The sequence below is a fragment of the Aquamicrobium sp. YD-1-mutant5 genome (assembly GCF_059509755.1).
Map to the genome: position 1 here is coordinate 1 of NZ_JCAKKP010000003.1, position 25701 is coordinate 25701.

The 25701-nt window shown below is 62.1% G+C and carries 23 protein-coding genes; 4 read left to right on the top strand and 19 right to left on the bottom strand.

Annotation, left to right across the window (positions count from 1 at the left end; genetic code table 11):
* The first annotated feature begins 649 nt into the window (after nt 1-649).
* Nucleotides 650-2617 (top strand): M23 family metallopeptidase, encoded by a 1968-nt coding sequence (locus AC5XE7_RS04200; protein WP_495364950.1) that lies wholly within the window; start codon nt 650-652, stop codon nt 2615-2617.
* A gap of 88 nt (nt 2618-2705) precedes the next feature.
* Here the strand turns inward: AC5XE7_RS04200 and AC5XE7_RS04205 are convergent, their stop codons facing one another.
* The 7 genes from AC5XE7_RS04205 to AC5XE7_RS04235 all read right to left on the bottom strand — a co-directional run bounded on the left by AC5XE7_RS04205 (nt 2706) and on the right by AC5XE7_RS04235 (nt 13960).
* Nucleotides 2706-4121, bottom strand: a complete 1416-nt coding sequence (locus tag AC5XE7_RS04205) for a L,D-transpeptidase family protein (RefSeq protein ID WP_495364951.1) — start codon at nt 4119-4121, stop codon at nt 2706-2708.
* Between the two features lie 167 nt (nt 4122-4288).
* Nucleotides 4289-6901 (bottom strand): ATP-dependent chaperone ClpB, encoded by a 2613-nt coding sequence (clpB, locus tag AC5XE7_RS04210; protein WP_495364952.1) that lies wholly within the window; start codon nt 6899-6901, stop codon nt 4289-4291.
* A 243-nt stretch (nt 6902-7144) separates the two neighbouring features.
* Complete coding sequence (locus AC5XE7_RS04215; protein ID WP_495364953.1) at nt 7145-7975, bottom strand: DUF4167 domain-containing protein; 831 nt, start codon at nt 7973-7975, stop codon at nt 7145-7147.
* 312 nt (nt 7976-8287) lie between these two features.
* Entirely contained in the window at nt 8288-9142 is an 855-nt protein-coding gene (gene prmC, locus AC5XE7_RS04220) for a peptide chain release factor N(5)-glutamine methyltransferase (RefSeq protein WP_495364954.1), read from the bottom strand.
* Nucleotides 9143-9169: 27 nt separating this feature from the next.
* A complete protein-coding gene (prfA, locus tag AC5XE7_RS04225; protein WP_495364955.1) occupies nt 9170-10246 on the bottom strand; it encodes a peptide chain release factor 1 in 1077 nt (358 codons plus the stop codon).
* Nucleotides 10247-10360: 114 nt separating this feature from the next.
* Nucleotides 10361-12631, bottom strand: a complete 2271-nt coding sequence (ptsP, locus tag AC5XE7_RS04230; RefSeq protein WP_495364956.1) for a phosphoenolpyruvate--protein phosphotransferase — start codon at nt 12629-12631, stop codon at nt 10361-10363.
* Between the two features lie 75 nt (nt 12632-12706).
* Complete coding sequence (locus AC5XE7_RS04235) at nt 12707-13960, bottom strand: aspartate kinase (RefSeq protein WP_183833185.1); 1254 nt, start codon at nt 13958-13960, stop codon at nt 12707-12709.
* Between the two features lie 199 nt (nt 13961-14159).
* Between AC5XE7_RS04235 and ubiG the strand changes: the two genes are divergently transcribed.
* Complete coding sequence (gene ubiG / locus AC5XE7_RS04240) at nt 14160-14912, top strand: bifunctional 2-polyprenyl-6-hydroxyphenol methylase/3-demethylubiquinol 3-O-methyltransferase UbiG (RefSeq protein ID WP_495364957.1); 753 nt, start codon at nt 14160-14162, stop codon at nt 14910-14912.
* A gap of 15 nt (nt 14913-14927) precedes the next feature.
* Here the strand turns inward: ubiG and AC5XE7_RS04245 are convergent, their stop codons facing one another.
* The 5 genes from AC5XE7_RS04245 to AC5XE7_RS04265 form a co-directional block, all read right to left on the bottom strand.
* Nucleotides 14928-15836 carry a DMT family transporter gene (locus tag AC5XE7_RS04245; protein WP_495364958.1) on the bottom strand — a complete coding sequence of 303 codons (909 nt, stop codon included), beginning with the start codon at nt 15834-15836 and terminating at the stop codon, nt 14928-14930.
* 100 nt (nt 15837-15936) lie between these two features.
* Nucleotides 15937-16362, bottom strand: a complete 426-nt coding sequence (locus tag AC5XE7_RS04250; RefSeq protein ID WP_183833192.1) for a DUF1178 family protein — start codon at nt 16360-16362, stop codon at nt 15937-15939.
* The gene (locus tag AC5XE7_RS04255) at nt 16359-17219 is read right to left on the bottom strand and encodes a carbon-nitrogen hydrolase family protein (protein ID WP_495364959.1); all 861 of its coding nucleotides are present in this window, start codon (nt 17217-17219) and stop codon (nt 16359-16361) included. The genes AC5XE7_RS04250 and AC5XE7_RS04255 overlap by 4 nt, the downstream gene beginning before the upstream one ends.
* Before the next feature lie 18 nt (nt 17220-17237).
* Nucleotides 17238-17501: a glutaredoxin 3 gene (gene grxC, locus AC5XE7_RS04260; RefSeq protein WP_239799572.1), complete on the bottom strand. Its 264-nt coding sequence runs from the start codon at nt 17499-17501 to the stop codon at nt 17238-17240.
* A 30-nt stretch (nt 17502-17531) separates the two neighbouring features.
* Nucleotides 17532-18341 carry a ComF family protein gene (locus tag AC5XE7_RS04265; protein ID WP_495364960.1) on the bottom strand — a complete coding sequence of 270 codons (810 nt, stop codon included), beginning with the start codon at nt 18339-18341 and terminating at the stop codon, nt 17532-17534.
* Nucleotides 18342-18404: 63 nt separating this feature from the next.
* Here AC5XE7_RS04265 and AC5XE7_RS04270 point away from each other — a divergent pair, with 63 nt between their 5' ends.
* Complete coding sequence (locus AC5XE7_RS04270) at nt 18405-19277, top strand: methyltransferase domain-containing protein (protein ID WP_287944460.1); 873 nt, start codon at nt 18405-18407, stop codon at nt 19275-19277.
* A gap of 162 nt (nt 19278-19439) precedes the next feature.
* On the opposite strand, the gene AC5XE7_RS04275 is transcribed toward AC5XE7_RS04270, so the two are convergent.
* On the bottom strand, nt 19440-20063 hold the full coding sequence (locus AC5XE7_RS04275) for a transglutaminase-like cysteine peptidase (RefSeq protein ID WP_495364961.1): 624 nt from the start codon (nt 20061-20063) through the stop codon (nt 19440-19442).
* A 132-nt stretch (nt 20064-20195) separates the two neighbouring features.
* The gene (locus AC5XE7_RS04280; protein ID WP_495364963.1) at nt 20196-21470 is read right to left on the bottom strand and encodes a polyhydroxyalkanoate depolymerase; all 1275 of its coding nucleotides are present in this window, start codon (nt 21468-21470) and stop codon (nt 20196-20198) included.
* Between the two features lie 343 nt (nt 21471-21813).
* On the opposite strand from AC5XE7_RS04280, the gene yihA reads away from it, so the two are divergent.
* Nucleotides 21814-22497 (top strand): ribosome biogenesis GTP-binding protein YihA/YsxC, encoded by a 684-nt coding sequence (gene yihA, locus AC5XE7_RS04285; RefSeq protein ID WP_495364964.1) that lies wholly within the window; start codon nt 21814-21816, stop codon nt 22495-22497.
* A 4-nt stretch (nt 22498-22501) separates the two neighbouring features.
* Here yihA and AC5XE7_RS04290 read toward each other — a convergent pair whose 3' ends face one another.
* The 5 genes from AC5XE7_RS04290 to argJ all read right to left on the bottom strand — a co-directional run bounded on the left by AC5XE7_RS04290 (nt 22502) and on the right by argJ (nt 25646).
* A complete protein-coding gene (locus AC5XE7_RS04290; protein ID WP_183833207.1) occupies nt 22502-22684 on the bottom strand; it encodes a Flp family type IVb pilin in 183 nt (60 codons plus the stop codon).
* 91 nt (nt 22685-22775) lie between these two features.
* On the bottom strand, nt 22776-23093 hold the full coding sequence (locus AC5XE7_RS04295) for a hypothetical protein (protein ID WP_239799576.1): 318 nt from the start codon (nt 23091-23093) through the stop codon (nt 22776-22778).
* Nucleotides 23094-23213: 120 nt separating this feature from the next.
* Complete coding sequence (mutT, locus tag AC5XE7_RS04300) at nt 23214-23627, bottom strand: 8-oxo-dGTP diphosphatase MutT (RefSeq protein WP_183833211.1); 414 nt, start codon at nt 23625-23627, stop codon at nt 23214-23216.
* Nucleotides 23628-23631: 4 nt separating this feature from the next.
* Entirely contained in the window at nt 23632-24399 is a 768-nt protein-coding gene (locus AC5XE7_RS04305) for a GNAT family N-acetyltransferase (protein WP_495364965.1), read from the bottom strand.
* A 5-nt stretch (nt 24400-24404) separates the two neighbouring features.
* Entirely contained in the window at nt 24405-25646 is a 1242-nt protein-coding gene (gene argJ / locus AC5XE7_RS04310) for a bifunctional glutamate N-acetyltransferase/amino-acid acetyltransferase ArgJ (RefSeq protein ID WP_495364966.1), read from the bottom strand.
* Nucleotides 25647-25701 lie beyond the last annotated feature (55 nt).

Genomic DNA, 25701 nt, shown 5'->3' on the forward strand with positions numbered 1-25701 from the left:
CGGTGTAACTTTCTCTCGAAACGTGTCCGCCAAAGTCTCGTAATCCCCATCACTGCAAAGGCCAAAACCCTTACTCCGAGGAAGCTAAACTCTGCCGCCCACGCTTCTCTTTCTTCATATTCAATTGTCAAAGAACGGACTTCACATGAAGTGAGGTCTGTAGGCCGCATCCGCCTCTCAGCGAGGGCCCGTCAGAGTTTCGCTATCGCTTGTCTCTGGCTTTTTGTCAACTCCGAACCGGCTAACTTTTTGGCTTCGTTTAGAGCGAACTCTTCCGTCGCCAGCGGCACCGCCGTCGTTGTTGAGCGGGTTATAGGGGGTGACCGCCCAAAGAGTCAACAACGATTTTGAAGTTTTTTGTATTTTTTACGACAAAAGTTTTGGCGGCGTTCTTCACTGTTTTTTCACGTTTTTTCGGCGCAGGCCTCTTGACTCGCAAAACGCGATTCGAGGCCCTATTGCCGCCTCATTGAAGGCCGACATGCGCACGTGCAGGCGCCGCATCCCTCCTCTCTATATATAGGGGCATCCGGGAGGCGACGCCGGCATCGACACGGTTTCGTTGACTTGAGCCTCTTACGCAGGCAAAGGTCGTTTCCGCGTCATCGACAAGATGTAAGAGACCACGGGAAAGAAGCAGCCTTTCTGGATGCGGGATACCGAAGAGGTCATAGCCGAACTCGGCAACGAGCCGCCTCTTATAGAGGACGGCCGCATGAGCCCCCCGGATCGCCGGGAGGTTTCCGCACGCTGGCTCTCGGGCACATTCCTTACAGGGGTAACCTCAAGCGTGCTGATGGGCGTTGCCCTGCTGGCCGCGCTCGACGGGCGCCAGCAGCTCGCAACACCTCCGGAAATCGCAGAACTCGCCAGCCTTGCATCGAACGACGTTTCCGGCGCGAAGGCCAAGAAACCGCGTGTTACGCCTCCCCGCCAAATTTCCCGCGCCAAGGACCGCCGGCGCATGGATGTTTCCATGGTCACCAGGGTCGGCGACCGCGAGGTAATCCACTCGATACCGCTGGTGCAGGTCAACATGGCGCTGGCCGCGGCCTACACGACGACGACATCCTATCCGGCTTTCGATCCCTTGCGCGTGTTCAGAGATGATGGCGCGGCACCGGCAGCGGCACCATCCGCGATCGCCGGACAGATTTACGGAGCCAAGGTTGAAAGCGAGATCAGCCTGAAAACCATCGACTTCCCGATCGCTACTGCCTCCTTCGATGAAAAGAGCGAACTGTCGGCAGACGAGGTCGAGAAGGTTGTCCGCGAAGCAGCCGACGACCTTTCCGAAGGTTCAATTCAGGTTGCATCGCTGCATTATGTCGACCCGCAGCGTTTCGGCGACCAGCTGACGCAGAGTCTCGCCGGCACTTACGGCGTCAGGGTCGTTCCTGAAAACGTATCCGTGGCGCCACGACCAGACCCGGAAGCCGGCGAACAGGGCCCGGTGTTCGCAGAGGAGATCATCCCGTTCCGGGAAGATCGCCGGATCGATGAAGCCCTGGCCGATTCAGGCTATGACGGAAGTGATGCAAAGGGGATGGCAGCCTCCATCGCCAAGCTGCTGAATGCGCCCGCCCTCAAATCCGGAACCGTTCTGCGTGTGGGGCTGGAAATCCGTGGCGACGTTGCCACCGTGGTTCGCACGGGCGTTTACGACAGGAAGCGCCACATCGTGACCATAGCCCGCAATGATGACGGGCAATATGTACCTGCCGGCGAACCGGAACCAAATCCCGAGTTGCTGACCGCCTTTGATGATTCCCCGCCGGTTCAGGCGCGTGGCAACCTGCCTACCGTATATGACGGCATTTACCGGGCCGCCTATTCCTACGGCATGTCCCGGGAAATGACGCAGCGCCTGATCAGGCTGCTCGCCTCAAATGTCGACTTCCAGTCGCGCACCACAACGTCGGACCGACTGGAAGTGCTTTTCTCTCAGCCCGACGAGGACGACGATGCCTCGGAAAATTCCGAGCTTCTTTATGTGTCCGCCAGCATCGGCGGACAGTCCCGCAATTTCTATCGCTTCCGCATGGAAGACGGTTCATTCGACTATTTCGACGAAAACGGCAGCAGCGCCCAGCAGTTCCTGCTGCGCAATCCATTGCCGAATGGCAAGTTCCGGTCCGGCTTCGGCGGCCGCAGGCACCCGATCCTGGGCTACACCCGCATGCACACCGGTGTGGACTGGTCGGCCCCGCGCGGCACGCCGATCATCGCCGCGGGCAATGGCGTCGTCGAAAAGGCCGGCTGGGCGGGAGGTTATGGCAACCAGACGCTGATCCGCCATGCCAATGGCTATGTCAGTTCTTACAATCACCAAAGCGGTTTTGCGAAGAACATCGTTGCCGGTGCGCGGGTGCGGCAGGGCCAGGTTATCGGCTATGTCGGCTCGACCGGCCTCTCGACCGGCGCTCACCTTCACTATGAGCTGATCGTCAACGGAACCAAGGTCGATCCGATGCGCGTGCGCCTGCCTGTCGGCAAGGTTCTGAAGGGCGATGAACTGGCCAGCTTCCAGCGCGAGCGCGCGCGGATCGACGAATTGCTGCAGCGGCAGGACCGCAACGGGCTCAAGGTCGCGAGCGCCAACAAGGTCGAAGGCTGACGCAAAACCCCGCCCCTCTCCCGCAAAAATTCTGGCTGCAAAGGAGTTTTGGCGGGCGCCCTTCAGTCTCCGACGCCGCCCCGCGGGATCAGTCTATAAATTCCACCGTTACGCCCGGCTTCACCAGCTTGGCGAGCTCGGCCGCGTCCCAGTTGGTCAGGCGGATACAGCCATGGCTTTCGGTCTTGCCGATTTTCGAGGGCTCCGGCGTCCCATGGATACCGTAAGTGGGCTTGTCGAGCGCAATCCAGATCGAACCGACCGGCCCGTTGGGGCCAGGCGGAATCGTCAGTACCTTGTCGTTCTCGCCCTGCTTGAAATTGACCTTTGGATTGTAGGTGTAGTTGGGATTCACGGCGATGCGCGTCACGGCATGGATTCCGGAAGGTGAAGGCGTCGCCGAGGAGCCGATGGTTGCGGGATAGGCCGCGACCAGCTTGCCGCTTTCATCATAGGCACGCACCTGCTTCGTCGCCTTGTCGGCGGTGATACGCGCCACGGGCGTCGAAACCAGCCTGCCGAAATTCGCAACCCTGATAATGGTCCCGGGACGATTGAAGTTGGCTTCCGGATTGAGCGCCTTTAGATAGGCCTCATCCATGTGGAACCGCTCGGCCAGTGCCTCCTCCACGGAGGTAAAAGACATGTGTTCGAGCTGAGCCTTATGGCTGTAATCAACCGGAACCGAGGCGATATAGGGTCCGGCCACATCCTGATTGGTGATCTCGTAATGAGAAAAGGCGTCGCCGCCGGTGTTGGCCAGAGCCTCGGTAATGGCGATGGCATCCGTGGAACGCAGCGTCTGGCCGGTGATTTCCCGATAGACGCCCAACGCCTTTTCCACATTGGAACCGAACCGGCCATCGATCACGCCCGGCGAGGCGCCAGCCCGATCGAGCAGGATTTGCAGTGCGGCTATATCCTCACGCGCGCCAAGTGCGAGGGAAGAATCGACGCGCGTCGTCGGCGTCGCCGGCTTGGATGGCGAGTCGGGTGCGCGAAGATTGGGTTCGAGCGAAGCCTCTTCAAGCTGACGCCTTTCGATTCGTGAAGAATCCGGCACCTGCGGGAACTCGCCTGATGGACCGCGATAGGTGTCGCCCGGCGGTTCAGGGAATTCCTGATAATAGCCGCCGGAATAGGGATCGTAGACCCGGGCTTCTTCTTCACGCTGGCGCTGAAGGAAGCGCTCCATGTCGCCGGGGTCGTCGTTGTAATACCGTTCCTGCTGCCTTTGCTGCCGGCGCATTGCCCGCCGGTCGCGGCGCGTATCCGGCGGTTCGACCGCGATCACCTCGCCCGTATAGCTGTCGACGATAACGCGGTTGCCGGCACCATCGAAATACACTTCAAGATCGCCCGACTGCGCCAGCATCAGCGAACCGGCCGGTTCGGACACCGGCCTCTGCTCTTCAGCAGAACCAAAGCCCCGGGAAGCCATCGCATCGAATGAAAACAATGCTGCGGCAATTACCGAAGCGGACAGGAAAATATGCGACGACATGCAGGCTAAGCTCTCCATGCATTCCATACGCCCGCAGGGGCGAATCATTTTTCAGGGCATTTTGCCCACAACCCGACCTTTGAAGATAATTTTCCAAGATGAACCGGGCATGAAGATGGCCGCATTGCTGCGGCCATCCTGTTTAGCCAGCACGGCTGGAGCGGGGCTTACGCTGCCTGTTCGGCCTCGGCTCCCGCACCCGACCGGCTCCGGAAGTTCAGGCGATCGGATCCGGCGGTCACCTTCACCGTCGAGCCGTCCAGGATTTCGCCCCCGAGAATCTTCTCGGCCAGCGGATCCTGCAACTCCTTCTGCATCACGCGCTTCAGCGGGCGTGCGCCATAGGCAGGATCATAACCCTTCTGCGCAAGCCATTCGACCGCCTCGTCATCCAGCTCGAGATGGATCTTGCGATCGACCAGCAGGCTTTCGAGCCGCTTGAGCTGAATGCGGACGATCTGGCCCATATCCTGCCTGCGCAGGCGGTGGAACAAAATCACCTCATCGATGCGGTTCAGGAATTCCGGCCGGAACGAAGCCTTGACGACATTCAGCACATCGTCGCGCACCACATCCACGTCCTGATCGTCGGTCAGATTGACCAGATATTCCGCACCGAGGTTGGAAGTCATCACAATCAGCGTGTTGCGGAAGTCGACCGTGCGGCCCTGTCCGTCGGTCAGGCGTCCGTCATCGAGAACCTGCAGCAGAACGTTGAAAACGTCCGGATGCGCCTTCTCGATCTCGTCGAACAGCACGACCTGATAAGGCCGGCGCCGCACAGCTTCCGTCAGGGCGCCACCTTCCTCATAGCCGACATAGCCGGGAGGCGCGCCGATGAGCCGGGACACGGAGTGCTTCTCCATGAACTCCGACATGTCGATGCGCACCATGGCGTTCTCGTCGTCGAACAGGAACGAAGCCAGAGCCTTGGTCAGCTCCGTCTTGCCCACGCCCGTGGGGCCGAGGAACATGAACGAGCCGATCGGCCGGTTCGGATCCTGTAAGCCCGCGCGCGCACGGCGCACGGCCTTGGAGACCGCCTGCACGGCCTCGCCCTGACCGACCACACGCCTCGCCAGTTCGTCTTCCATACGCAGAAGCTTGTCGCGCTCGCCTTCCAGCATCTTGTCGACCGGAATGCCCGTCCAGCGAGACACGATATGTGCCACGTGATCGGGCGTGACGACCTCTTCGACCATGCCGCCCGGCTTGCCGTCATGGGCTTCAGCCTCGGCCAGCTTCTTTTCCAGTTCCGGGATCCGGCCATAAGCAAGTTCGCCGGCGCGCTGGAATTCACCCTTGCGCTGGGCAATGGCAAGTTCGTTGCGCGCTGCGTCCAGTTCCTTCTTCAGATCGGCGGCCAGACCAAGCTTCTGCTTTTCAGCCTGCCACTTGGCGGTCAGTCCCGAAGATTCCTCTTCCAGATCGGAAAGCTCCTTCTCCAGCCGCACCAGACGATCCTTGGAAGCTTCATCCTTCTCGACCTTCAGCGCCTCGCGCTCGATCTTGAGCTGCATGATGCGACGGTCGATCTCATCCAGCGCCTCAGGCTTGGAATCGACCTGCATGCGCAGGCGCGATGCCGCCTCGTCGACAAGGTCGATGGCCTTGTCGGGCAGGAAGCGATCGGCAATATAGCGGTTGGACAGGGTCGCAGCCGAGACCAGAGCCGAGTCGGAAATGCGCACCTTGTGGTGCTGCTCATACTTCTCCTTCAGGCCGCGCAGGATCGAAACCGTGTCCTCGACGGTCGGCTCATCCACGAATACGGGCTGGAAACGCCGTGCGAGCGCCGGATCCTTCTCCACATGCTTGCGGTATTCGTCGAGCGTGGTTGCGCCAACGCAGTGCAGTTCGCCGCGTGCAAGTGCCGGCTTTAGCAGGTTGGAAGCGTCCATCGCCCCATCCGCCTTGCCGGCGCCGACCAGCGTGTGCATCTCGTCGATGAACAGGATGATGCCGCCGGCCGCGGCAGTGACCTCGTTCAGCACGGCCTTCAGCCGCTCCTCGAACTCGCCGCGATATTTCGCGCCGGCAATCAGAGCGCCCATATCGAGCGCCATCAGCTGCTTGTCCTTCAGCGATTCGGGCACGTCGCCATTGACGATGCGCAGCGCCAGCCCTTCGGCGATCGCCGTTTTGCCGACGCCCGGCTCGCCGATCAGCACCGGATTGTTCTTGGTGCGCCGCGAAAGCACCTGAATGGTGCGGCGAATCTCGTCATCCCGGCCGATGACCGGATCGAGCTTGCCCGCGCGCGCGTCGGCCGTCAGGTCGCGCGCATATTTCTTCAACGCATCATAACCCTGCTCTGCCGAAGCCGAGTCGGCGGTGCGGCCCTTGCGGATGTCATTGATGACCTGATTGAGCGCCTGTGGGGTCACGCCTGCCTTGGCGAGAATGTCGGATGTTGCCGCCGACTTCTCCATCGCCAGCGCCTGCAACAGACGCTCCACCGTTACGAAACTGTCGCCGGCCTTCTTCGCCAGATCCTCGGCGGTGGAAAATACCTTGGCCAGCGGCTGCGCCAGATAAAGCTGGCCATTGCCACCCTCAACGCGCGGCTGTGCCTCGAGCGCTGCATCAACGCCGAGCTCCACATCCTTCGCACGACCGCCGGCGCGATCAATCAGCGAGGCTGCGAAACCTTCATCGTCATCGATAAGAGCCTTGAGAATGTGCTCGGGCGTGAACTGCTGGTTGTTTCGGTTCAGTGCGTATTGCTGTGCCGACTGAATGAAGCCGCGCACGCGCTCGGAATATTTATCAAGATTCATGCCTGTCTCCTTGGCTGTCCGGCCCGCTGTGCGGCACCGGAGCAGATTGCGGTGACGAACCCGCCCCATGGAGCCAGGTTCAATTCTTCACAGATATGGGGCGCACAACCAATGCTCTCAAGGAGCCCGTGGACGTAACAGGAGGAATTTTCCGGGCTTCTTCGCCGCACATGCTTTCGACGACAAAAAAGCGGTGGAGATTTCTCTCCACCGCTTTTCATATCTTCAAAAAGAGTTCTCGGATCAGCTTTCCGAAGCGGCCACGGCCGGCTCTTCAGCCTGCGCTCCCTCGGCCGCTTCCTTGCTCGCCGCAGTGGCGCGCGGCTTGCGCGGACGGCGCGGCTTGGCAGGCGCTTCCGCCTCCGGCTTTGCTTCCTTCTTCTCGGCCTCGGCGGCCAGAGCGGCCGGGCCGAGATCGGGTTGAGGTGCCAGCGCAGCATCATCAGCTACAGCAGCAGGCGAAGCAGCTTCTTCCGCCTCAGCCACGGCCGGTGTAGCGGCAGCTTCGCTGTCCTTCTGGCGCGGTTCGCGAGTGCGGCGTTCGCCGCGCTGGCCGCCGGCCCTCTCGCGGCCCCGACCGCCTTCGCGGTTAACGCGATTCTCGGCAACTTCTTCCGCGTTCAGCGCAACTTCGGCGGGAACGCCTTCGATCACCGGCTGCGGACCCGAGCCATTCCCGGCCTGAGGCTGGTTCTGATGCGCTTCATTGCCGGTGCTGGCAGCAACTTCTGCGTCATCGCGATCGTCTTCATCGTCGAAGTCGTCACGTACAGGCTGTACATGCTGGATCGGCATCTGCGCCTGTGCGGCAGCAATGATTCGATTGTAGTGCTCGGCGTGCTGCAGATAGTTTTCAGCCATCACGCGATCACCGGAGCTCATCGCATCACGAGCGAGCGTCGTGTATTTTTCGGCGATCTGCTGAGCGGAGCCACGAATTTTGACGTCCGGACCATTGCTCTCGTAATTCCGGCTTAAAGGGTTCGGCCCTTTGCGGTTGTTATTGTTATTATTGTTATTATTGCCGCCATTGTTGCGACCGCGCATACGCCTGTTCTGCTGTTGTGGCCTCATCCGAGTCTCTTCAGTTGGAAAATCAAGAAAAACCTATCGCGGCGGCAAGGCTCATGGGGCCTGCCGATTTGTCATCCCGCCGGTGCTCGCCCGCATCGATTGCGTTGGCGCCACGTGCCACCTTGTCCCGGTCACATAACACTTACCGGATGATTCCCCGCGAAGCATTCAGCGCCATTTGCGCATAAGGCAGCTATGTCCAAGGGAACCGAATCTCTGGAAGATCTGCCTGCTTCAACTCATCCGGTTGAGGTGACCCTATCTATATTTGCAGACCTTGCCAAGCGTTATTTCGCCGCGGGTACAAGCTCTTTACGCAACTGCGAACAGAAGAACCCGGTCATTTCCGCCCAGATCGCGTCTGGCTTCCAGCAGCCGAAAACCTTCATTTTCAAAAATGGAGATGACCTCCAAACGCTGCGTATTGCCGATTTCCACGACCACGGCACCATCTTGTTCGAGATGGGCGGCTGCCTGCGCGGCGATGACGCGGTAGGGTTGCAATCCGTCCTCTCCACCATCCAGAGCGCGCACCGGATCAAATAACCGGACTTCAGCTTGCAGGCCGGCAATGTCATCGGAACGAATATAGGGAGGGTTTGAGGCAATTACATGGAAACGACCGTTTATTTGTGAGAACCAGTCGCTGCGCAGGGTCGTGAACCTATCTGCAAGGCCGAGACCGACGGCGTTGCGCGCTGCGGTTGCCAGTGCATCCGGCGAAACATCGACGCCGATTGCCGAGGCGTCCGGCACATTGGCGAGCAGGGCAAGCGCAATGGCGCCGGTTCCCGTGCCAAGGTCCAGCACCCTGCACGCCCCTTCCCGCGCAGCGACGTCACGCATGAAAGGCAGGATCGTGTCGATTAGGATCTCTGTGTCCGGCCGCGGCTCCAGCGTCTGCGCCGACAGCGACAGCTCAAGGCCGTAGAACTCCCGAAAGCCAAGGATCCTGTGGACAGGCTCGCCGGCGCATCGGCGTTCAAGCGCGGCCTCGACCGCTGCCACCACCCGTGCCTCTGTGACCATGTCCGGCCGCGCAATGGCGTCACTGCGGCTGGTGCCGGTGAAATGCTCCACCAGAAGGCGCGCATCCAGCGCGGCATCTTCAACTCCCGAAGCTTCAAGCCTTTGCCGGGCAAGACGCAACAGTTCTGCAAGGGTCAAGGAAGCCTCCGGCGACGGCGCAAAACCTCAGCTCTCCGTCATATCGGCCAGCAGCTTCGACTGATGGTCGGAAATGAGGGCATCGATGATTTCGTCCATCTCGCCCATCATCACCCGATCCAGCTTGTAGAGAGTGAGGTTGATGCGGTGGTCGGTCACCCGCCCCTGCGGGAAATTATAGGTGCGGATGCGCTCGGAGCGGTCGCCGGAGCCGACCTGCGACTTGCGCGATTCGGAGCGCTCTTCCGCTGCACGGGTGCGCTCCATGTCGAACAGGCGCGCACGCAGGATCTGCATGGCCCGCGCCCGATTCTGATGCTGCGATTTTTCAGCCGACACCACCATGATGCCTGTGGGAAGGTGAGTGATGCGCACGGCCGAGTCGGTGGTGTTGACGTGCTGGCCGCCGGCGCCAGAGGCGCGCATGGTGTCGATGCGGATGTCTTCGGCGCGAATGTCGATATCGACCTCCTCTGCTTCCGGAAGCACGGCGACCGTGGCCGCCGAGGTATGGATGCGCCCCTGCGCCTCGGTTTCGGGCACGCGCTGGACGCGATGCACGCCCGATTCGAACTTCAGATGCGCGAACACGCCCTTGCCGGAAACGGTCGCGATGATTTCCTTGTAGCCGCCGACATCGCCTTCGCTGGCCGAAATGACCTCGAAGCGCCAGCCGCGCCCGGCCGCATAGCGCTCATACATGCGAAAGAGATCGCCCGCGAACAGGGCCGCCTCATCTCCACCGGTGCCGGCGCGGATTTCAAGGATGGCATTCTTCTCGTCTGCCGCATCGCGGGGCAGAAGGAGGATCTGAATGTCATGCTCCAGCGCCTCGATGCGGTCTTCGACATCAGGCAATTCGGCTTCAGCCAGTTCGCGCATCTCCGCATCGGTCGACTTGTCGGCCAGCATGGTGGTGAGATCTGCCTGCTCGCGCTCGGCTTCCCGCAAAGCGCGGACCTTGCCCGCAAGATCCTGCAACTCGGAATATTCCGAAGCCATCTTCACATAGGCTTCCGGCTCCGGGCCAGCCGCCATCTGCGCTTCGAGCATTTCGAAACGTTTGACGACCTGATCCATGCGATCGCGGGGAAGACTGCTCATGCTGCTACCGTTGCCGGGCTGGGCATCCAGCAAACGGACCGTAAAGCCAGCTTGGCACAGATGCGGATGAAAAGACCCTGTTCACTCCAACTTTCTTCAAAACGCCGGAATGCACTAAAGGGGGATAGAATGGTCGTCGGCAAAGGCGTGTAACAGCGCCCGCATCGGAATATCGTTCGCGGTGGCCGACAGATTGTCGGCGAAAAACGCCTCCAGCTCCGCCACCGGCAGCTCCGTCAGCATCGCCTTGACCGGGCCGATCGACGCCGGAGACATGGAAATGGAGCGGAAGCCGAGGCCGATCAGGACCATGGCCGAGATCGGCTTGCCGGCCAGTTCGCCGCACAGCGTCACCGGCGTGTGGTTGCGCCGGCCTGCATCCGCGACGGTCTTCAAAACCCTCAGGAACGGCACCGAAAGCGGGTCGAAGCGATCGGCCACCAGCGTGTTACCGCGATCCACGGCCATGACGAACTGGAACAGGTCGTTGGAACCGACCGATACGAAATCCACCGCCTTCATCAGCTCGTCGAGCTGGAACAGCAGCGAGGGCACCTCGATCATGGCGCCGAGCTTGAGGCTGTTGGGCAACAGATGCGCGAAGCGCGACAGATGGCGCACCTCGCGGTCGATGATTTCGCGCGCCTGGGCGATCTCGCCGAGCTCCGTCACCATCGGCAGCATCAGCTTCAGTTCGCGCCCGCCGGCAGCCTTGAGCAAAGCGCGGATCTGGGTGCGCAGCAGGCCCGGCCGGTCGAGGGTGAGGCGGATGGCGCGCCAGCCGAGCGCCGGGTTCTCCTCCGGCGTGTTGTTCTTGAAATAGGGCAGCACCTTGTCGCCGCCGATGTCGATGGTGCGGAAGGTGACGGGCTTGCCGCGCGCGGCATCCAGCACATCCCGGTAAAGCTGTTCCTGACTCTCGGCGCGCGGGAAGGTGGAGGCCACCATGAACTGCAGCTCGGTGCGGAACAGGCCGATGCCGGCAGCACCCGATTCCGCCAGTTGCGGCAGGTCGACCATGAGGCCCGCATTCATCAGAAGGTCGATCTGGACGCCGTCTCTGGTCACGGAGGGCTTGTTGCGCAGCTCTCGATAAAGCTCCTGCCGCCGCGCGCGGAACCGCACCTTTTCGGCATAAGCCGATTCGAGGTCCGACTGCGGGCGCAGATGAACCGAGCCTTCCTCACCGTCGACGATGATGGCGTCGCCGTTCTCGGCCATCGACACGGCGCCCTTGACCTGCCCGACCACCGGAATGCCGGTCGCGCGCGCAACGATCACCACATGGCTGGTGGCGGCGCCGTCTTCGAGCACCAGTCCGCGCAGCTTCTCGCGCGGATAATCAAGCAGTTCCGCCGCCCCCATGGAGCGCGCCACGATGATCGCATCCTTGGGCAAGGCCGCCGCGATGTCTTCCGGGCCGGCTCCCATCAGCTGGCGCAGCAAACGGTTGGCGAGATCGTCGAAATCGCTCATCCGCTCGCGCAGATAGGGATCGGTCATGTGGATCATGCGCGCGCGCATGTCGCTCTGGACCTTCTCGACCGCAGCCTCGGCGGTCAGCCCGTTGCGGATCGCTTCTTCCAGCCTGCGCACCCATCCGCGATCGTTGGCGAACATGCGGTAAGCTTCCAGAACCTCGCGGTGTTCGCCCTCGAAGGCCACGTCGCGCCGTTCCAGCATGTCGTCGATGGACAGCCTGAGCGAGCCCAGCGCCGTTTCCAGCCGCCGGATTTCCTCGTCGCTGTCCTCGTTGAACAGGTTGGTGACAACGACGCGCGGCTCGTGCAGCACGACATGGCCAAGCCCCATGCCATCGTTGAAGGACACGCCGCCGAACGAAACCGGACGCTTGAGATCAAGCTCGAGGCCGGGACGCGAAAGCCGGGCAAGATCGCCGGTGGCGATCATCTCGGCGATGACCATGGCGGTGGTTTCCAGCGCCTCGACCTCGTCGTCGCGATAGGTGCGCATGGTCTTGTTCTGGACGACCAGAACGCCGAGCGTGCGCCCTGCCCTCAGAAGCGGCACACCGAGGAAGGAGCTGTAAATCTCCTCGCCGGTCTCGGGCAGATAGGCGAAGGCTGGATGTTCCTGCGCGTTCGACAGGTTGAGCGGCCGGGCGCTGGCGGCAATGGTGCCGACCAGACCCTGACCAAGACGCAGCTGTACAAGGTGAACGGCGCCGGGGTTGAGGCCTTCGGTAGCGTAGAGCTCAAGAACCGAATCGGCGCGCAGCACATAAAGGGAGCAGACTTCCGCCACCATGTTGGCGGCGATGTCGCGCACAATCCGGTCGAGTCTATCCTGCGGCTCCAGCGGCTCCTGCATGAGCTCGCGCAGCCGTTTCAGTAGAACGCGTGGGCCGACCGCCGTTTCGCGCATTGCGGCGTCTTTCTCCAATGGCCGCTCTATCCGGACCTGCGCGCCGGAAATGGCCCGCGGCCGGGCCCGCGACCCTTACTGCCTGTCAAGACCATATACGGAATGGAGCGTGCGCACTGCAAGCTCCGTATACGGTCCGTCGATCAGAATGGAAATCTTGATCTCCGAAGTGGTGATGGCGCGGATATTGATACCCTTTTCCGCCATCGCCTCGAAGGCGGTGGCGGCGACGCCCGCATGGCTGCGCATGCCGATGCCGATGACCGACACCTTAGACAGGCCCTTGTCATGCTGGATGGCATCATATCCGACCGTCTCACGCGCCTTGTCCAGGACGGCGAGCGCCTTGTCGACGTCTCCGGAAGGAACGGTGAAGGTGATGTCCGTGAACTTGCCGTCCTCGGAAATGTTCTGGACGATCATGTCGACATTGATGCCGGCCTCGGCCAGCGGCCCGAAAATGGCGGCGGAAACGCCCGGGCGGTCGGCGACACGACGCAGCGATATCTGCGCTTCGTCCTTGGCGTAGGCAATACCGGTGACGACCTGCTGTTCCACGATTTCATCCTCGTCGCAAATGAGCGTTCCAGGCGGATTGAGAAAGTCGTCCATGCCGGGAGCATCCGGCTCCACGAAGGACGAGCGCACGAAGGTGCGCACCTTATGCACCATGGCCAGCTCCACCGAACGAACCTGCAGCACCTTGGAGCCGAGCGAGGCCATCTCCAGCATTTCCTCGAAGGAAATGCGATCGAGGCGGCGTGCCTTCGGCTCCATGCGCGGGTCGGTCGTGTAGACACCGTCCACGTCGGTATAAATATCACAGCGGTCCGCCTTGACGGCCGCTGCAATGGCCACGGCGCTGGTGTCGGAACCGCCACGGCCGAGCGTCGAGATGCGGTTGTCGGGGGCCAGCCCCTGGAAACCGGCGATGACGGCCACCTGCCCCTCGCCGAAGCGCTTGATCAGGAACGAGCCGTCGATCTCCTTGATGCGGGCGGCGCCGTGCGAATTGTCGGTACGGATCGGGATCTGCCAGCCAAGCCAGGAGCGGGCATTGACGCCGATATTCTGGAGCGCGAGCGCCAGAAGGCCGGCCGTAACCTGCTCGCCCGAAGCGACGACGGCATCGTATTCGCGCGCATCGTGCATGGGCGATGCTTCGCGGGTCCACGCCACCAGCTCGTTGGTCTTGCCGGCCATCGCCGAAACGACCACCGCCACCTCATGGCCGCAATCGACTTCACGTTTCACATGCCGCGCCACATTGCGGATGCGGGCGATGTCGGCGACCGAAGTCCCGCCGAATTTCATCACGATACGCGCCATGGGAGCGGAATGCCTTTGAATGACGGGGATATCCCCGGATGATCGGTCTGGCACGGGACAAACCAGCCTCGCGCCGATGCGCCGCCTCCTTAGCCAATAGAGACTTTTCGCGCAAGGGATTGCCGCAGTCTGGTATAAATGTCGCCTTGACTTTCCGCGTCCCAAACCCGACTTCGTACGAACCACGGAGAGCAAGAACATGTCCGACACCCGACGATCGACCATCGATTCCGGAGAAGTTGAACGTTTTTCGGCACTTTCCGCCGAATGGTGGAACCCGAACGGCAAGTTCCGCCCGCTGCACAAGTTCAATCCGGTGCGCCTGTCCTATATCCGCGACCAGATCGCGGAGCGTTTTGGCCGGGACACCTATGCGGCGCGTCCGTTCGAAGGCCTTCGCATTCTCGACATCGGCTGTGGCGGCGGCCTGCTGTGCGAGCCCATGGCCCGTCTCGGCGCTGAGGTTGTCGGCGCAGATGCATCCGCCACCAACATCGAGGTGGCAAAACTCCATGCCGCCGAATCAGGCGTCGACATCGATTACCGCGCCACCACGGCCGAGGATCTGGCCGATGCGGGCGAAAAATTCGACGTCGTGCTGAACATGGAAGTCGTCGAGCACGTCTCCGACATCGGCCTGTTCATCAGCAAATGCGGCGAGATGGTCAAGCCGGACGGCATCATGTTCGTGGCCACCATCAACCGCACGCTGAAGGCGCTGGGGCTGGCCATCATCGGCGCGGAATATGTCCTGCGCTGGCTGCCGCGCGGCACGCATCAGTTCGGCAAGCTGGTCCGTCCGGACGAGCTGGAAAGCGCGCTCGCCAATGCGGGCCTGAGCGTCATCGACCGCACCGGCGTCGTCTATCATCCGCTGGCTGATCGGTGGCAGCGCTCGAAGGACATGGACGTCAATTACATGGTTCTGGCGGAGCGGACGAAGCCGGCCTGAGGCAAGAGAGCCGAATCAGCCTGCGGCCTGCCGCCGTGCTGCGGTTTTCTGTGCCTTCGTGGTGATGGCGACGCCGATCATCACCATCAGCGCACCCAGCCACGTTTCCCAGCGATAGTGCTCGCCCAGAAAGATGGTGCCGGCAAGCAGCGCCACGGCCGCCGCGACATAGCCGATCTGGCTGAGATAAACCGGCCCGCCCACCGCCTGCAGCCGGAAATAAAAGGCGAACATGGCAGCAGCAGCCACGACCTGAGCGAAAGTCACCCACGGCACTTCAGCAAGCGGCGCGAACGCGGACAGGCCCGGGATGAGAACGATGGCTGCCAGCAGCATCCCTGCTGAAGCCAGATGGCTGCCGACGGCAAGTTCCGTCGGCCCCGTATCCGCCGGCCAGTCGATGGTGCGGTAAATGTTTCCGACTGCCAGCAACACGGGAAGCAGAAGGCCGATCGCGACCCAGACCGGGTCTGCCGGCTGTGAGGCTTCGCCCCGCGTCAGCGCGACCAGCGCCGCACCGGCGAAGCCGATCGCTATTCCGGCCATGCCAAGCGCGTTGGGGCGCTGCATGCCGAGCAGCAGCGAAAGTGCCAGCGTCACCACGGGCGACAGCGTGTACATGATGCCGGTATAGCCGGCGCCAAGCTTCGGTATCACCGAAAAGACGAGCAGATTGGGCAGGGCGTAGGAGATGGCGGCAGCGATCAGGAAATAGCGCAGCCGGTGGCCGGTCAGCCTCATGCGCTGGCGGCGCGCCAGCAGAACGCACAACAGCACGCCGCCCGCTCCCATCGAGATGACGAAAGACCACACCATGGCATGAACGCCGGCCGCAGATGCGATCTTGCCGAGCGGAAGCCCGACGCCGAGCAGAAATCCGGTGATCAGAAGAAGGCCGGCGGCCGAGTCCCAGAGTGCTTTCATGCAGGGAAGCTAGCCTGCTGGGCGCGGCACGCAAATGTGTCAGCACCCATCCGGGCAATTGGGCCAGAGCGGACGCCGAGCGAGCGGACACAGGGTCCGGTCAGTTCCTGTCGTCGGGGAAAACCGGGATCGGCATGAACTCGATGCCGTCCTCTGCAAGGCCCTTCGCCTCTTCCAGCGTCGCCTCGCCATAGATGCCGCGCGCATCCGCTTCGCCAAAATGGATCTTGCGGGCTTCCTCGGCGAATTTGTCGCCGACATAGTCGGCATTCTCCCGCACTTTCGTCGCCAGCGCCTTGATCTCCTCCAGCGCCCGGCGCTGCGCCTCGCCCATGGCCAGCGCCATCTTTTCCTTCTTCTTCGACGTGGAGACCGCGGGCGCCATCAGCGCCTTTTCCACCTTTGAAGAACCGCAGGCCGGACAATCGACGAAGCCGCGCTTCTTCTGGGTTTCGAAGTCGTCGCTGCTGCGAAACCAGGCTTCGAATTCGTGGTCATGCTCGCAAACGAGGGAAAAGCGGATCAAGCCTCTGCCCTTTCGACTGTCCGGCCGGCGCCGTCCGCCACCGTGAATTCCCGTGCATTCTTCAGGTTCGGTATCTTGCCGCGCGCAGCAGCCGATTGTGCGGGGTCGATTTCGGCCACGACGACGCCCGGCCGGTCGTGATCGGCCTCGGCCAGCACACGTCCCCACGGATCGACGATGAGCGAATGGCCGAACGTCTCGCGCCCGTCCTCATGCTGGCCGCCCTGTGCGGCGGCAACGACGAAAGCCCCGTTCTCGATCGCCCGCGCGCGCAGCAGAACATGCCAGTGCGCCTCGCCGGTCTGCCGGGTGAACGCCGCCGGCACGGTCAGCACCTGTGCGCCGGCCAAAGCCTCGGCACGGAAAAGCTGCGGGAAACGCAGATCGTAGCAGATGGCAAAGCCCAGCGTCGCATCGTTGATCCGGGCGGTGACGGCGCGGGTCCCGGGCTCGTAGGCCGCGGATTCACGCCAGCTTTCGCCATGATCGAGATCGACGTCGAACATGTGGATCTTGTCATAGGTGGCGAGCGTCTCGCCGGTGGGAGAAAACAGCAGCGCCCGGTTGGCGACCTTGCCGTCCTCACGCCGGATCGCCGTCGAGCCGATATGCAGGAACAGGCCGAGTTCTTCCGCAAGACGGCGGGCGGTGGCGACGATGATGTCGCGATCCTCGGACACGAAGAGTTTTTCGCGCGCCTCCTTTTCACGCACCATGGCGCCGGTCATTTCAGGCGTCTGCACATAGGTTGCGCCAAGCCCTGCGGCCTCGCGCACCAAGGCCTCCATGTCCCGTGCGTTGCGCTCAGGCTCCATGCCCGAACGCATCTGGACCGCCGCTGCCCTGAACACTCCCATCTGCTTTATCCTCCGATGTCAGGCGTCCTGTGCCAGCAGGGCGTCGAGCCTGCCGGTTTCTTCCAGCGCATGCAGGTCGTCACAACCACCGACATGCTGTGAGCCGATAAAAATCTGCGGAAAGGTCGAGCGACCGTTGGCGCGGGAGATCATCTCCTGACGCAGTTCCGGCGAAAACGAAGCATCAAGCTCCTTGTAGGCCACGCCCTTGCGGTCGAGAAGCCGTTTTGCCGCCGAACAATATCCGCACATGGCGCGCGTGTAGATGGTTACATCGACCATTGGTCAACAATCCTGCCTGTTTCACAGAATTCATATAGGCTCTGTCGGTGCGGGCTGGAAGTCCCCCCGGCCGGCATCGGTCCCGGCACCCGGCAGCACACGCGCGAAGGTGAGCACGCCCACTGCCCCCGCCCCACCCTTTTTCAGGGCAAGGGTCACAGCCCGCACGGTGGCGCCGGTCGTGTAGACATCGTCGATCAGCAGCACCCTCCGTCCGGCTATGGCAAGCATCCCTTCCGGCGGCACCCGGAACGCGCCGCGCAGATTGTCCTCGCGCTCGCGCCGCTCCAGCCCGACCTGCGGCCGGGTCTGGCGCACACGCTTCACTACAGAAGGCTCGAATCTTATGCCCGAACGCGCCGACAGCGCGCGGGCAAGCTCAGCCGACTGGTTGAACTTGCGACGAAAGAAGCGACGCCAGTAAAGCGGAACCGGCACGATCACGTCTGCCTCGGCGAGCAATTCCGCGCCGGCTCTCAGCATCCATCCGGCCATCCATGGCGCAAGATCGGTGCGATCGTGATATTTGAGACCCCGCACCATGTCGCACGCCACTCCCTGATAGATCACGGCAGCACGGGCACGCTCGAATGGCGGCGGATCGGCCAGCGCCTCGCCCGACAGGAATCCCTCGCCCATTTCATGCGGAAACGGCGTGCCCATGACGGGGCACCACGGCCGTTCCAGAAAGGTCAGGCTCGGCCAGCAGGAACCGCACAAAACGCCGGGCTGGCTGACCTGACGGCGACAGCCGGCACACACCGGGGGAAACAATATCCGCGCCGGCCAGTCCAAAATGGTTCGGCCAAGCCCCTTGATCTCCCCCCTCCAATCGGCCACCTGATTGCCAGCTGGTAAGCCCAGATGGCAAATTAAGCAGAAAATCCGGAAGCGCAATACGTGGTGCAGACCCTCTTCGACACCCCTCTCTGGCTGGTCCACAAGCGTCGGGCTCAGCGTCTCGATGTGCCCGGCGCGGACTTTCTCATGCGCCATGCCGCCGACGATCTGGCCGAGCGGCTTTCGGCGGTCGACCGCCGGTTCGGGCGGGCGGCAGCGCTTTTTTGCCAGACGCCTTCGGCAATGGCGGCCATCAGCGACAGCGGCAAGGCGCAAAGCGTCGTGCGGGTGGAGTGCGATACCTGTTTCGCCGGCGGTGCGGACACGGTACTCGCTCCTTTTGAGACCGTGCCGCTCGAACCGGAAAGCATCGACCTCGCCATCTCGCTCATGTCCTTGCAGACGATGAACGACATTCCCGGCATGCTGGTGCAGATCAGGCGCGCGCTGAAGCCGGACGGCCTGTTTCTCGGCGCCATGGCTGGCGCAGGCACGCTGGCCGAGTTGCGCGAAAGCCTTCTTGCGGCAGAAACAGAGCTTCATGGCGGCATCAGCCCGCGCATCAGCCCCTTCGTGGATGTGCGCGACGCAGGCGCCTTGTTGCAGCGCGCCGGATTCGCGTTGCCGGTCGCCGACATCGAGACCATGACGGTGCGCTACGATCATATGTTCGCGCTGATGGCGGACCTGCGCGCCATGGGCGAAACCAATGTGCTGGCCGATCGGTCACGCCGCCCCGCCACGCGCGCCCTGTTCGCCCGTGCGGCCGAAATCTACGCCGAGCGCTTCTCCGATCCGGACGGTCGCATCAGGGCAAGCTTTCCCGTGGTGTGGCTGTCAGGCTGGGCGCCCGATGCTTCCCAGCAAAAGCCGCTGAAGCCCGGCAGCGCGAAGATGTCGCTGGCTGAAGCCCTTCAGAACTCCACAAAGCAATGAAATCCCGGCTTCCGGCCAATTTCCGGCAGGGAGCATCGCAGGGTTCGCGAAGCAGACCTTAAAGCGTGTCGCGATCTTTCAGATTCGCTCCTTACGCTTTAAGTTGCTGTTCTTCCGCATGTCGTTATCCCGAAACCGGTTCCCACTTTCGGGCGACATGCTTTAGCGGACCGAGCCGACCAGAACCTGCTGGTCGTCGCGGATCGAGACCCAGCGTCCGGTGTGATTCGAGGCCTGACGCTTCAGGTAACGATAGCCGGTGTCTTCCCACGAACGCACGTCATCACGCAGGTTGTCGAGAATGAAATCGCCCTTGCTGGTGCGCACCGTCAGCACGGCATGGCCTTCACCATCGGGCTTGCGGACCACGGTGATGAGCAGGTCGGAAAGCGGAACGCCCATCTTGTTCAGCTGGCGGCGCTTTTCCAGCACATAGTCCTCGCAATCGCCAACGCCATTGTCGGGATAGGCCCAGACTTCTTCCTTGCCGTAGATTTCCATATCGCTCATCGGCGTGACGGCCGCGTTGACGCCGGCGGAAACCTTCACCAGCATGTCCCACAGCTGCTGCGTCATCTTTACCGGGCCGCGATCGACCGTGCGGATGGAGCATTCAGCCTTGTTGATCTGGCAGAAATCGTAATGGCCGATTGGCTGCGAGGTGATGCCGCTCGTCACCATGGAGCCGGCCATAACAGCCGGCACACCAAGAGCCAGCACGGCTGCCAGTCCGGTCATGCCTGTCATAATGGCGCGCAAGCGCAGCCCTGAGGAAAAAGAAGTCATCGGCCCGCTCGCCTCTGTTCGTTAACAAAACGTTAACGGCGATTTACACTTCGTGTCAATTGACCTGAAGGTGAGCCTTGAAACATGGTTAAGGAGAGCGGCGAATGTGCAACAGTCGCCGCTGCCTCGGCGTCAGGAAGGTCTGGAGCGCACCAGACGCGGCTTTGCGGCCGCGGCATCCTGTCTGTTGCTGGCGATGAAATCCATGATACGCGGGGCAATCTCGGCACGGAAACGTGAACCGTTGAACACGCCATAGTGACCGACGCGCGACTGCATGTAGTGGGCCCGTTTGGAATCCGGCAGGTTCACGCAAAGGTCGTGCGCGGCCTGCGTCTGGCCGAGCCCCGATATGTCGTCGTTCTCGCCTTCAACCGTGAACAGCGCGACGTTGCGGATGACGCCCGGATCGACAAGCTTGCCGCGATGCCGCATTTCGCCCTTCGGCAGGGAATGGCTGATGAAGACCCTGTCGACCGTCTGCAGATAGAATTCTGCCGTCAGATCCATCACAGCCAGATATTCATCATAGAAATCCCGATGCTTCTCTGCGCTGTCCCCGTCATCCTTGACGAGATGCATGAAGAAGTCCTTGTGCGCGATCATGTGGCGGTCGAGGTTCATGCTCATGAAGCCCGACAGTTGCAGGAAGCCCGGATAGACCTTGCGGCCGAAGCCCGGCGCCGGCCACGGCACTTCCATGATGGCGTTGTCGCGAAACCACTCCAGCCCTTTTTCCTCGGCCAGCACGTTCACGGCGGTCGGGCTGCGGCGCGTGTCGATCGGTCCGCCCATCAGCGTCATCGACGCCGGGGCAAGCGGGTCGCCGCGCTGCTCCATCACCGCAGCGGCCACCAGAACGGGCACGGAAGGCTGGCAGACCGCCATCACATGCGTGTCGGGGCCCAGAGTGTGCAGCATGTCGATTACGTAGTCCACGTAATCGTCGAAATCGAAACAGCCGTCCGCAGCCGGCACCATGCGCGCGTCGGTCCAGTCGGTGATGTAGACGTCCGCATGCGGAAGCATGGTTTCCACGGTGCCGCGCAGAAGCGTCGCAAAATGGCCGGACATCGGCGCAACAATCAGAAGCTTTGGATCCGGGCGCCGGCCAGCCGGCAGATCCCGATGAAAATTCAGCAGGCGGCAAAAGGGACGCGACCAGACGACCCTTTCCGCAACGTCGACGGTGGCCCAGTCGACCTTTGTGGTATCAAGCCCGAACTCCGGCTTGCCATAGTGGCGGGTGGTACGCTCGAAAAGCTCTGCCGTCGCGATCACCGATCGCCCCCACACGGTTCCCGAAAACGGGTTGAGCGGGTTGGAATAGAGCGCGTGCATGGCATCCGCAAAAGCGCGGGCCGGCTGCAATGCGGCATGATTCAGTTCGTAAAGCTGATAGAACATCAAAAGTCCTTGCCACCTGACGACCTATGAGGACGGCGACGCCGGACCTTCACTGTCGGACCGTGAAATTAACAACATATTGCTGCTATGCAATATTCCATGCAACAAAGTGCCAAATTCCTGTGCGCACAGCGTAATTTCACCCGCCGGCTAACACCTTCCCGATCATTCGCTTTCTGGACTAGCCGCATGGGGCCGCTTATAAGCGGCTTCAACAAGGCTGGAGCGTTGGGCGACCGGACGAAATCGTCCGGCACCGCAGCAATATGGCTACAAAGAAATATCTGGAGCAGCGAACCCACATTCGCCAGAATGATCGCGGCTCCAGCGTGAGAGGCATTTCATGACCGCGCCCGATCAGACCAGCGTTGCCACGGCGGCAACCTCCGGCCTCGATATCGCATTGTTCACACGCCCATGGGTTTTCATCCGCGGCGTGCCGGCGATGAAATTCCTGCCGCCCGAAGGCCCGCCGGAGATCGCCTTTGCCGGCCGCTCCAATGTCGGCAAGTCGTCGCTCATCAACGCGCTGGTCTCAAGAAAGGGTTTGGCGCGTACCTCCAACACCCCCGGCCGCACGCAGGAATTGAACTATTTCGTTCCCGATGGATTTTCCGGGCAGGATGCCGACCTGCCGCCGCTGGCGCTGGTCGACATGCCCGGCTACGGCTATGCGCAGGCGCCCAAGGAGCATGTCGATCAGTGGACGAAGCTGGTGTTCGACTATCTGAAAGGCCGCGTGACGCTGAAGCGCGTCTATGTGCTCATCGATTCCCGCCATGGCATCAAAGCCAATGACGAGGACGTGCTGTCCCTTCTCGACAAGGCAGCCGTTTCCTATCAGATCGTGCTGACCAAGACCGACAAGATCAAAGCCGCCGGCGTGCCGCGACTGATCGAGGATACATTGCAGAAAATCCGCAAGCGTCCGGCAGCGTTCCCGGCCGTTCTGGCAACCTCTTCGGAAAAGAATCAGGGGCTGGACGAGTTGCGGGCCGCCATCATCCAGTGCGCACGTGGAGAATAGTCCCTTATGGGCTGCTCATGGCCTGGCTGATCTTTGAATCGTTCGATCCCCACATGGCCGTTACCTGATCCGCGGCTCCGCCGAGCGCCACGATGATGGCAAGCGTGATCAGTGTAGCGATGAGGCCATATTCGATCGCGGCAGTGCCGGTCTGGTCTGCAAGGAACTGCCGGATGAGAACGACCATGCGCGAATGCCCCTCTTTTGAAGAGAACCTATCGGGCAGGGATTAAGGAAGGTTAACGCAACAGCGTTAACGCAGGGTAAAGTGCCGCGGTTCAGCAATCTCCGCTGCGTGAGCCATTGGCGCGAATGATGCAGACGCCGGTGTTGGAAGCCTGCAACACGCTTCTGCGCATGGTGTATGTGTTTGTGCCACGCGCCACGGAACCCGTGCTCATGAAATCAAGTCCCGCCGGCTCGGCGCGGGACAACTGGCGAGCGGTCCTGTCCGCCAGATATGGCGTTACCAGCAGGGTGAGGGCGGCAGCCGCCGTTCCGAAAAGCAGCGAAAGCCGCAACACGCCCATGCCTCCGCGTCTCACGACCGCCTGGCGGCGCCCGCGAATTCTTTCCCAGTCGTTGTCGAGACTCAAACCGGCCTCCCCGGAAAATTGCCCACACCCCTACGGACCAGCAAAGGACCGAAGCCATGTTCAGTTTTTCAGAACATGCTTAATACAACCTTAAAGCGAAACGCCGGAGGCGTTGCCCCGTTACAGAAGATCGATCAGGAAGGGGATCAGCGGCGCATCGGCCGGCGGCATCGGATAGTCGCGCATCTGGCGCGGGCGCACCCATTTCAGCGCCTGCGCCTCGCGCGGCTGCGGCGTGCCGGTGAAGCGCCTGCACACATAGAGCGGCATCAGCAGGTGGAAATCGTCATAGGTGTGGCTGGCGAAGGTCAGCGGTGCGAGGCACGGGATCTGCGTCTCGATGCCAAGCTCCTCGCGCAGCTCCCGCACCAGGCACTCCTCCGGCGTTTCGCCCTGCTCCACCTTGCCACCGGGAAATTCCCACAGGCCTGCAAGCTGCTTGCCTTCCGGCCGCTGGGCGATCAGCACCCGCCCGTCGGCGTCGACGAGCGCGCAGGCGCTGACCAGCAAAAGACGTCTCGGCTTGTCGGTCACGCTTTCAGGCTCCGAGCGGACGGCGATAGTGATAACGATAGACCTCGGTGAACCCGAGGGAGCGGTAAAGCGCAAGCGCCGGCTCGTTGGCGGCTTCCACCTGCAACCACGCCTGCCGCGCCCCGCGCAGGCGCGCCCATTTCAGCGCCGACAGAACCAGCTTGCGGCCATGTCCCTGCCGACGCTCTCCGGCACGGGTCGCAATCTCGAACAGCCCGGCCAGATCACCGTCGTGAACGCAGATCAGGCTGGCAAGCGGCTCATTCCCGCGTTCCATCGCAAACAGTCCGGTTTGCGGCTGTATCGCGCCAATGATCTCGGAAAGACCTGCGCGCAGAGAAGCATCCGCCCCCTGCACTTCCAGCGAAGCCGACACGAAGCGTCCGATATCCTTCAATGGAATCTGGTCGATGGCCTCATCAACCTGCGCCTCGACCAGCGGCATGCTCATGACCAGCGAATCGTCGAAGCGGGACCAGCCCTCGCCATCAAACCATGCGGAAAGCTCAGGCCCTGCCAGCGGCGACACGCGAAATGTGAGGGGACGACCATAGGACTCGAAACGGCGGCCGGCGCGCGCCACACGCTCCGTAATGCTGGCCACATCGCCCCGGTCGAGCGGGTTGACGGAGTTGAGACGCTTGGCCGGATGCCCGGCGGTCAGCCGGATCACCCAGGTGCCATCGTAATGGACAGCGGCAGCCGGCCACGCGCGGAAGCCCGCCGCCTCGAAGCGGCGCACCGAAGCCAGTTGCTCGCTCGGATGGATCACGGTGGTCAGCTCCGATAGTCTCCGTTGATGGTGACATATTCCTTGGTCAGGTCGCAGGTCCACACCGTGGCCTTGCCCCTGCCGATGCCCAGATCGACCCGGATGGCGATCTCATCGCGTTTCATATAGGCCGATGTCGCCTCTTCGGAATAGGAAACGTCGCGTTCGCCCTCATGGGCAAGGCGATTGTCGCCGAACCAGATCGACAGGCGGTCGCGGTCGGCCGGTTCGCCCGCCTTGCCGACGGCCATCACCACCCGGCCCCAGTTGGCGTCCTCGCCGGCGACAGCGGTCTTGACCAGCGGTGAATTGGCGATGGCAAGCGCGATGCGCTTGGCCGAGCGAGCCGATTTTGCGCCCTCCACGGTGATCTCGATCTGCTTGCGTGCGCCCTCGCCATCGCGCACGACCTGCAAGGCCAGCGACTTCAGGATCTTGCCGAGTGCGCGCTTGAAGGACGACAGGTGCGGATCCTTCACGTCGTTGATGGCAGGCGCGCCGCGCTTTGCAGCGGCGCCGGTTGCAAACAGAAGCAGCGTGTCGCTGGTCGACGTGTCGGAATCGACGGTCACCGCGTTGAAGGTCTTTGCCGTGCCGCCGGACAGCAGCGCCTGCAACACAGGCGCAGCGATCGGCGCATCGGTGGCAACAAAGGAGAGCATCGTCGCCATATCCGGCGCAATCATCCCCGCGCCCTTGGCGATGCCGTTGATGGTCACGTCCACGTCACCAAGCTTCACCGTCGCCGTCGCCACCTTGGGATAGGTGTCGGTGGTCATGATGGCGCTGGCGGCCTCTTTCCAGAGCTCGGGCTTCGCATCGCTGACCAGCGCATCAAGCAGATGCGTGAACCGGGCCGGATCGAGCGGTTCGCCGATCACGCCCGTGGAGGCAAGGAAAACCTCGCCCTCGGCACAACCCGCTGCCTTCGCCGCCGCCTTGCCGGTGGCGGAGGTCGTCTCGCGGCCCTTCTTGCCGGTGAAGGCATTGGCATTGCCCGAATTGACGACCAGCACCCGCGCCTTGCCGCCCGGCAGGTTCTCCCGGCAGAAGTCGACGGGGGCGGAAGGACATTTCGAGCGGGTGAACACGCCAGCCACGGCAGTGCCCGCATCAAACACCATGGCCAGCAGGTCGGTACGACCCCTGTACTTGATGCCCGCTTCCGCGGTCGCCATGCGCACGCCCTCGATGGCCGGCATTTTCGGATATTTCTTGGGGGCAAGCGGGGAAATGGCAGCGGACATGTGGCCTCGGCTGAAAAAGGTGGAACGCGACAGGATTTGCCTCATCGCGCAACGT

Bases quoted from the DNA above. Each gene is read 5' to 3' on its own strand.
- AC5XE7_RS04205 (WP_495364951.1), bottom strand. From the start codon at position 4,121: ATGTCGTCGCATATTTTCCTGTCCGCTTCGGTAATTGCCGCAGCATTG.
- AC5XE7_RS04290 (WP_183833207.1), bottom strand. From the start codon at position 22,684: ATGGTCGTTCTCATCCGGCAGTTCCTTGCAGACCAGACCGGCACTGCC.
- AC5XE7_RS04235 (WP_183833185.1), bottom strand. From the start codon at position 13,960: ATGGCGCGTATCGTGATGAAATTCGGCGGGACTTCGGTCGCCGACATC.
- AC5XE7_RS04275 (WP_495364961.1), bottom strand. From the start codon at position 20,063: ATGACTTCTTTTTCCTCAGGGCTGCGCTTGCGCGCCATTATGACAGGC.
- AC5XE7_RS04200 (WP_495364950.1), top strand. From the start codon at position 650: ATGCGGGATACCGAAGAGGTCATAGCCGAACTCGGCAACGAGCCGCCT.
- ubiG (WP_495364957.1), top strand. From the start codon at position 14,160: ATGTCCGACACCCGACGATCGACCATCGATTCCGGAGAAGTTGAACGT.
- AC5XE7_RS04215 (WP_495364953.1), bottom strand. From the start codon at position 7,975: ATGAGGCCACAACAGCAGAACAGGCGTATGCGCGGTCGCAACAATGGC.
- ptsP (WP_495364956.1), bottom strand. From the start codon at position 12,631: ATGCGCGAAACGGCGGTCGGCCCACGCGTTCTACTGAAACGGCTGCGC.
- prfA (WP_495364955.1), bottom strand. From the start codon at position 10,246: ATGAGCAGTCTTCCCCGCGATCGCATGGATCAGGTCGTCAAACGTTTC.
- AC5XE7_RS04255 (WP_495364959.1), bottom strand. From the start codon at position 17,219: ATGGGAGTGTTCAGGGCAGCGGCGGTCCAGATGCGTTCGGGCATGGAG.
- grxC (WP_239799572.1), bottom strand. From the start codon at position 17,501: ATGGTCGATGTAACCATCTACACGCGCGCCATGTGCGGATATTGTTCG.
- clpB (WP_495364952.1), bottom strand. From the start codon at position 6,901: ATGAATCTTGATAAATATTCCGAGCGCGTGCGCGGCTTCATTCAGTCG.
- AC5XE7_RS04280 (WP_495364963.1), bottom strand. From the start codon at position 21,470: ATGTTCTATCAGCTTTACGAACTGAATCATGCCGCATTGCAGCCGGCC.
- AC5XE7_RS04245 (WP_495364958.1), bottom strand. From the start codon at position 15,836: ATGAAAGCACTCTGGGACTCGGCCGCCGGCCTTCTTCTGATCACCGGA.
- yihA (WP_495364964.1), top strand. From the start codon at position 21,814: ATGACCGCGCCCGATCAGACCAGCGTTGCCACGGCGGCAACCTCCGGC.
- argJ (WP_495364966.1), bottom strand. From the start codon at position 25,646: ATGTCCGCTGCCATTTCCCCGCTTGCCCCCAAGAAATATCCGAAAATG.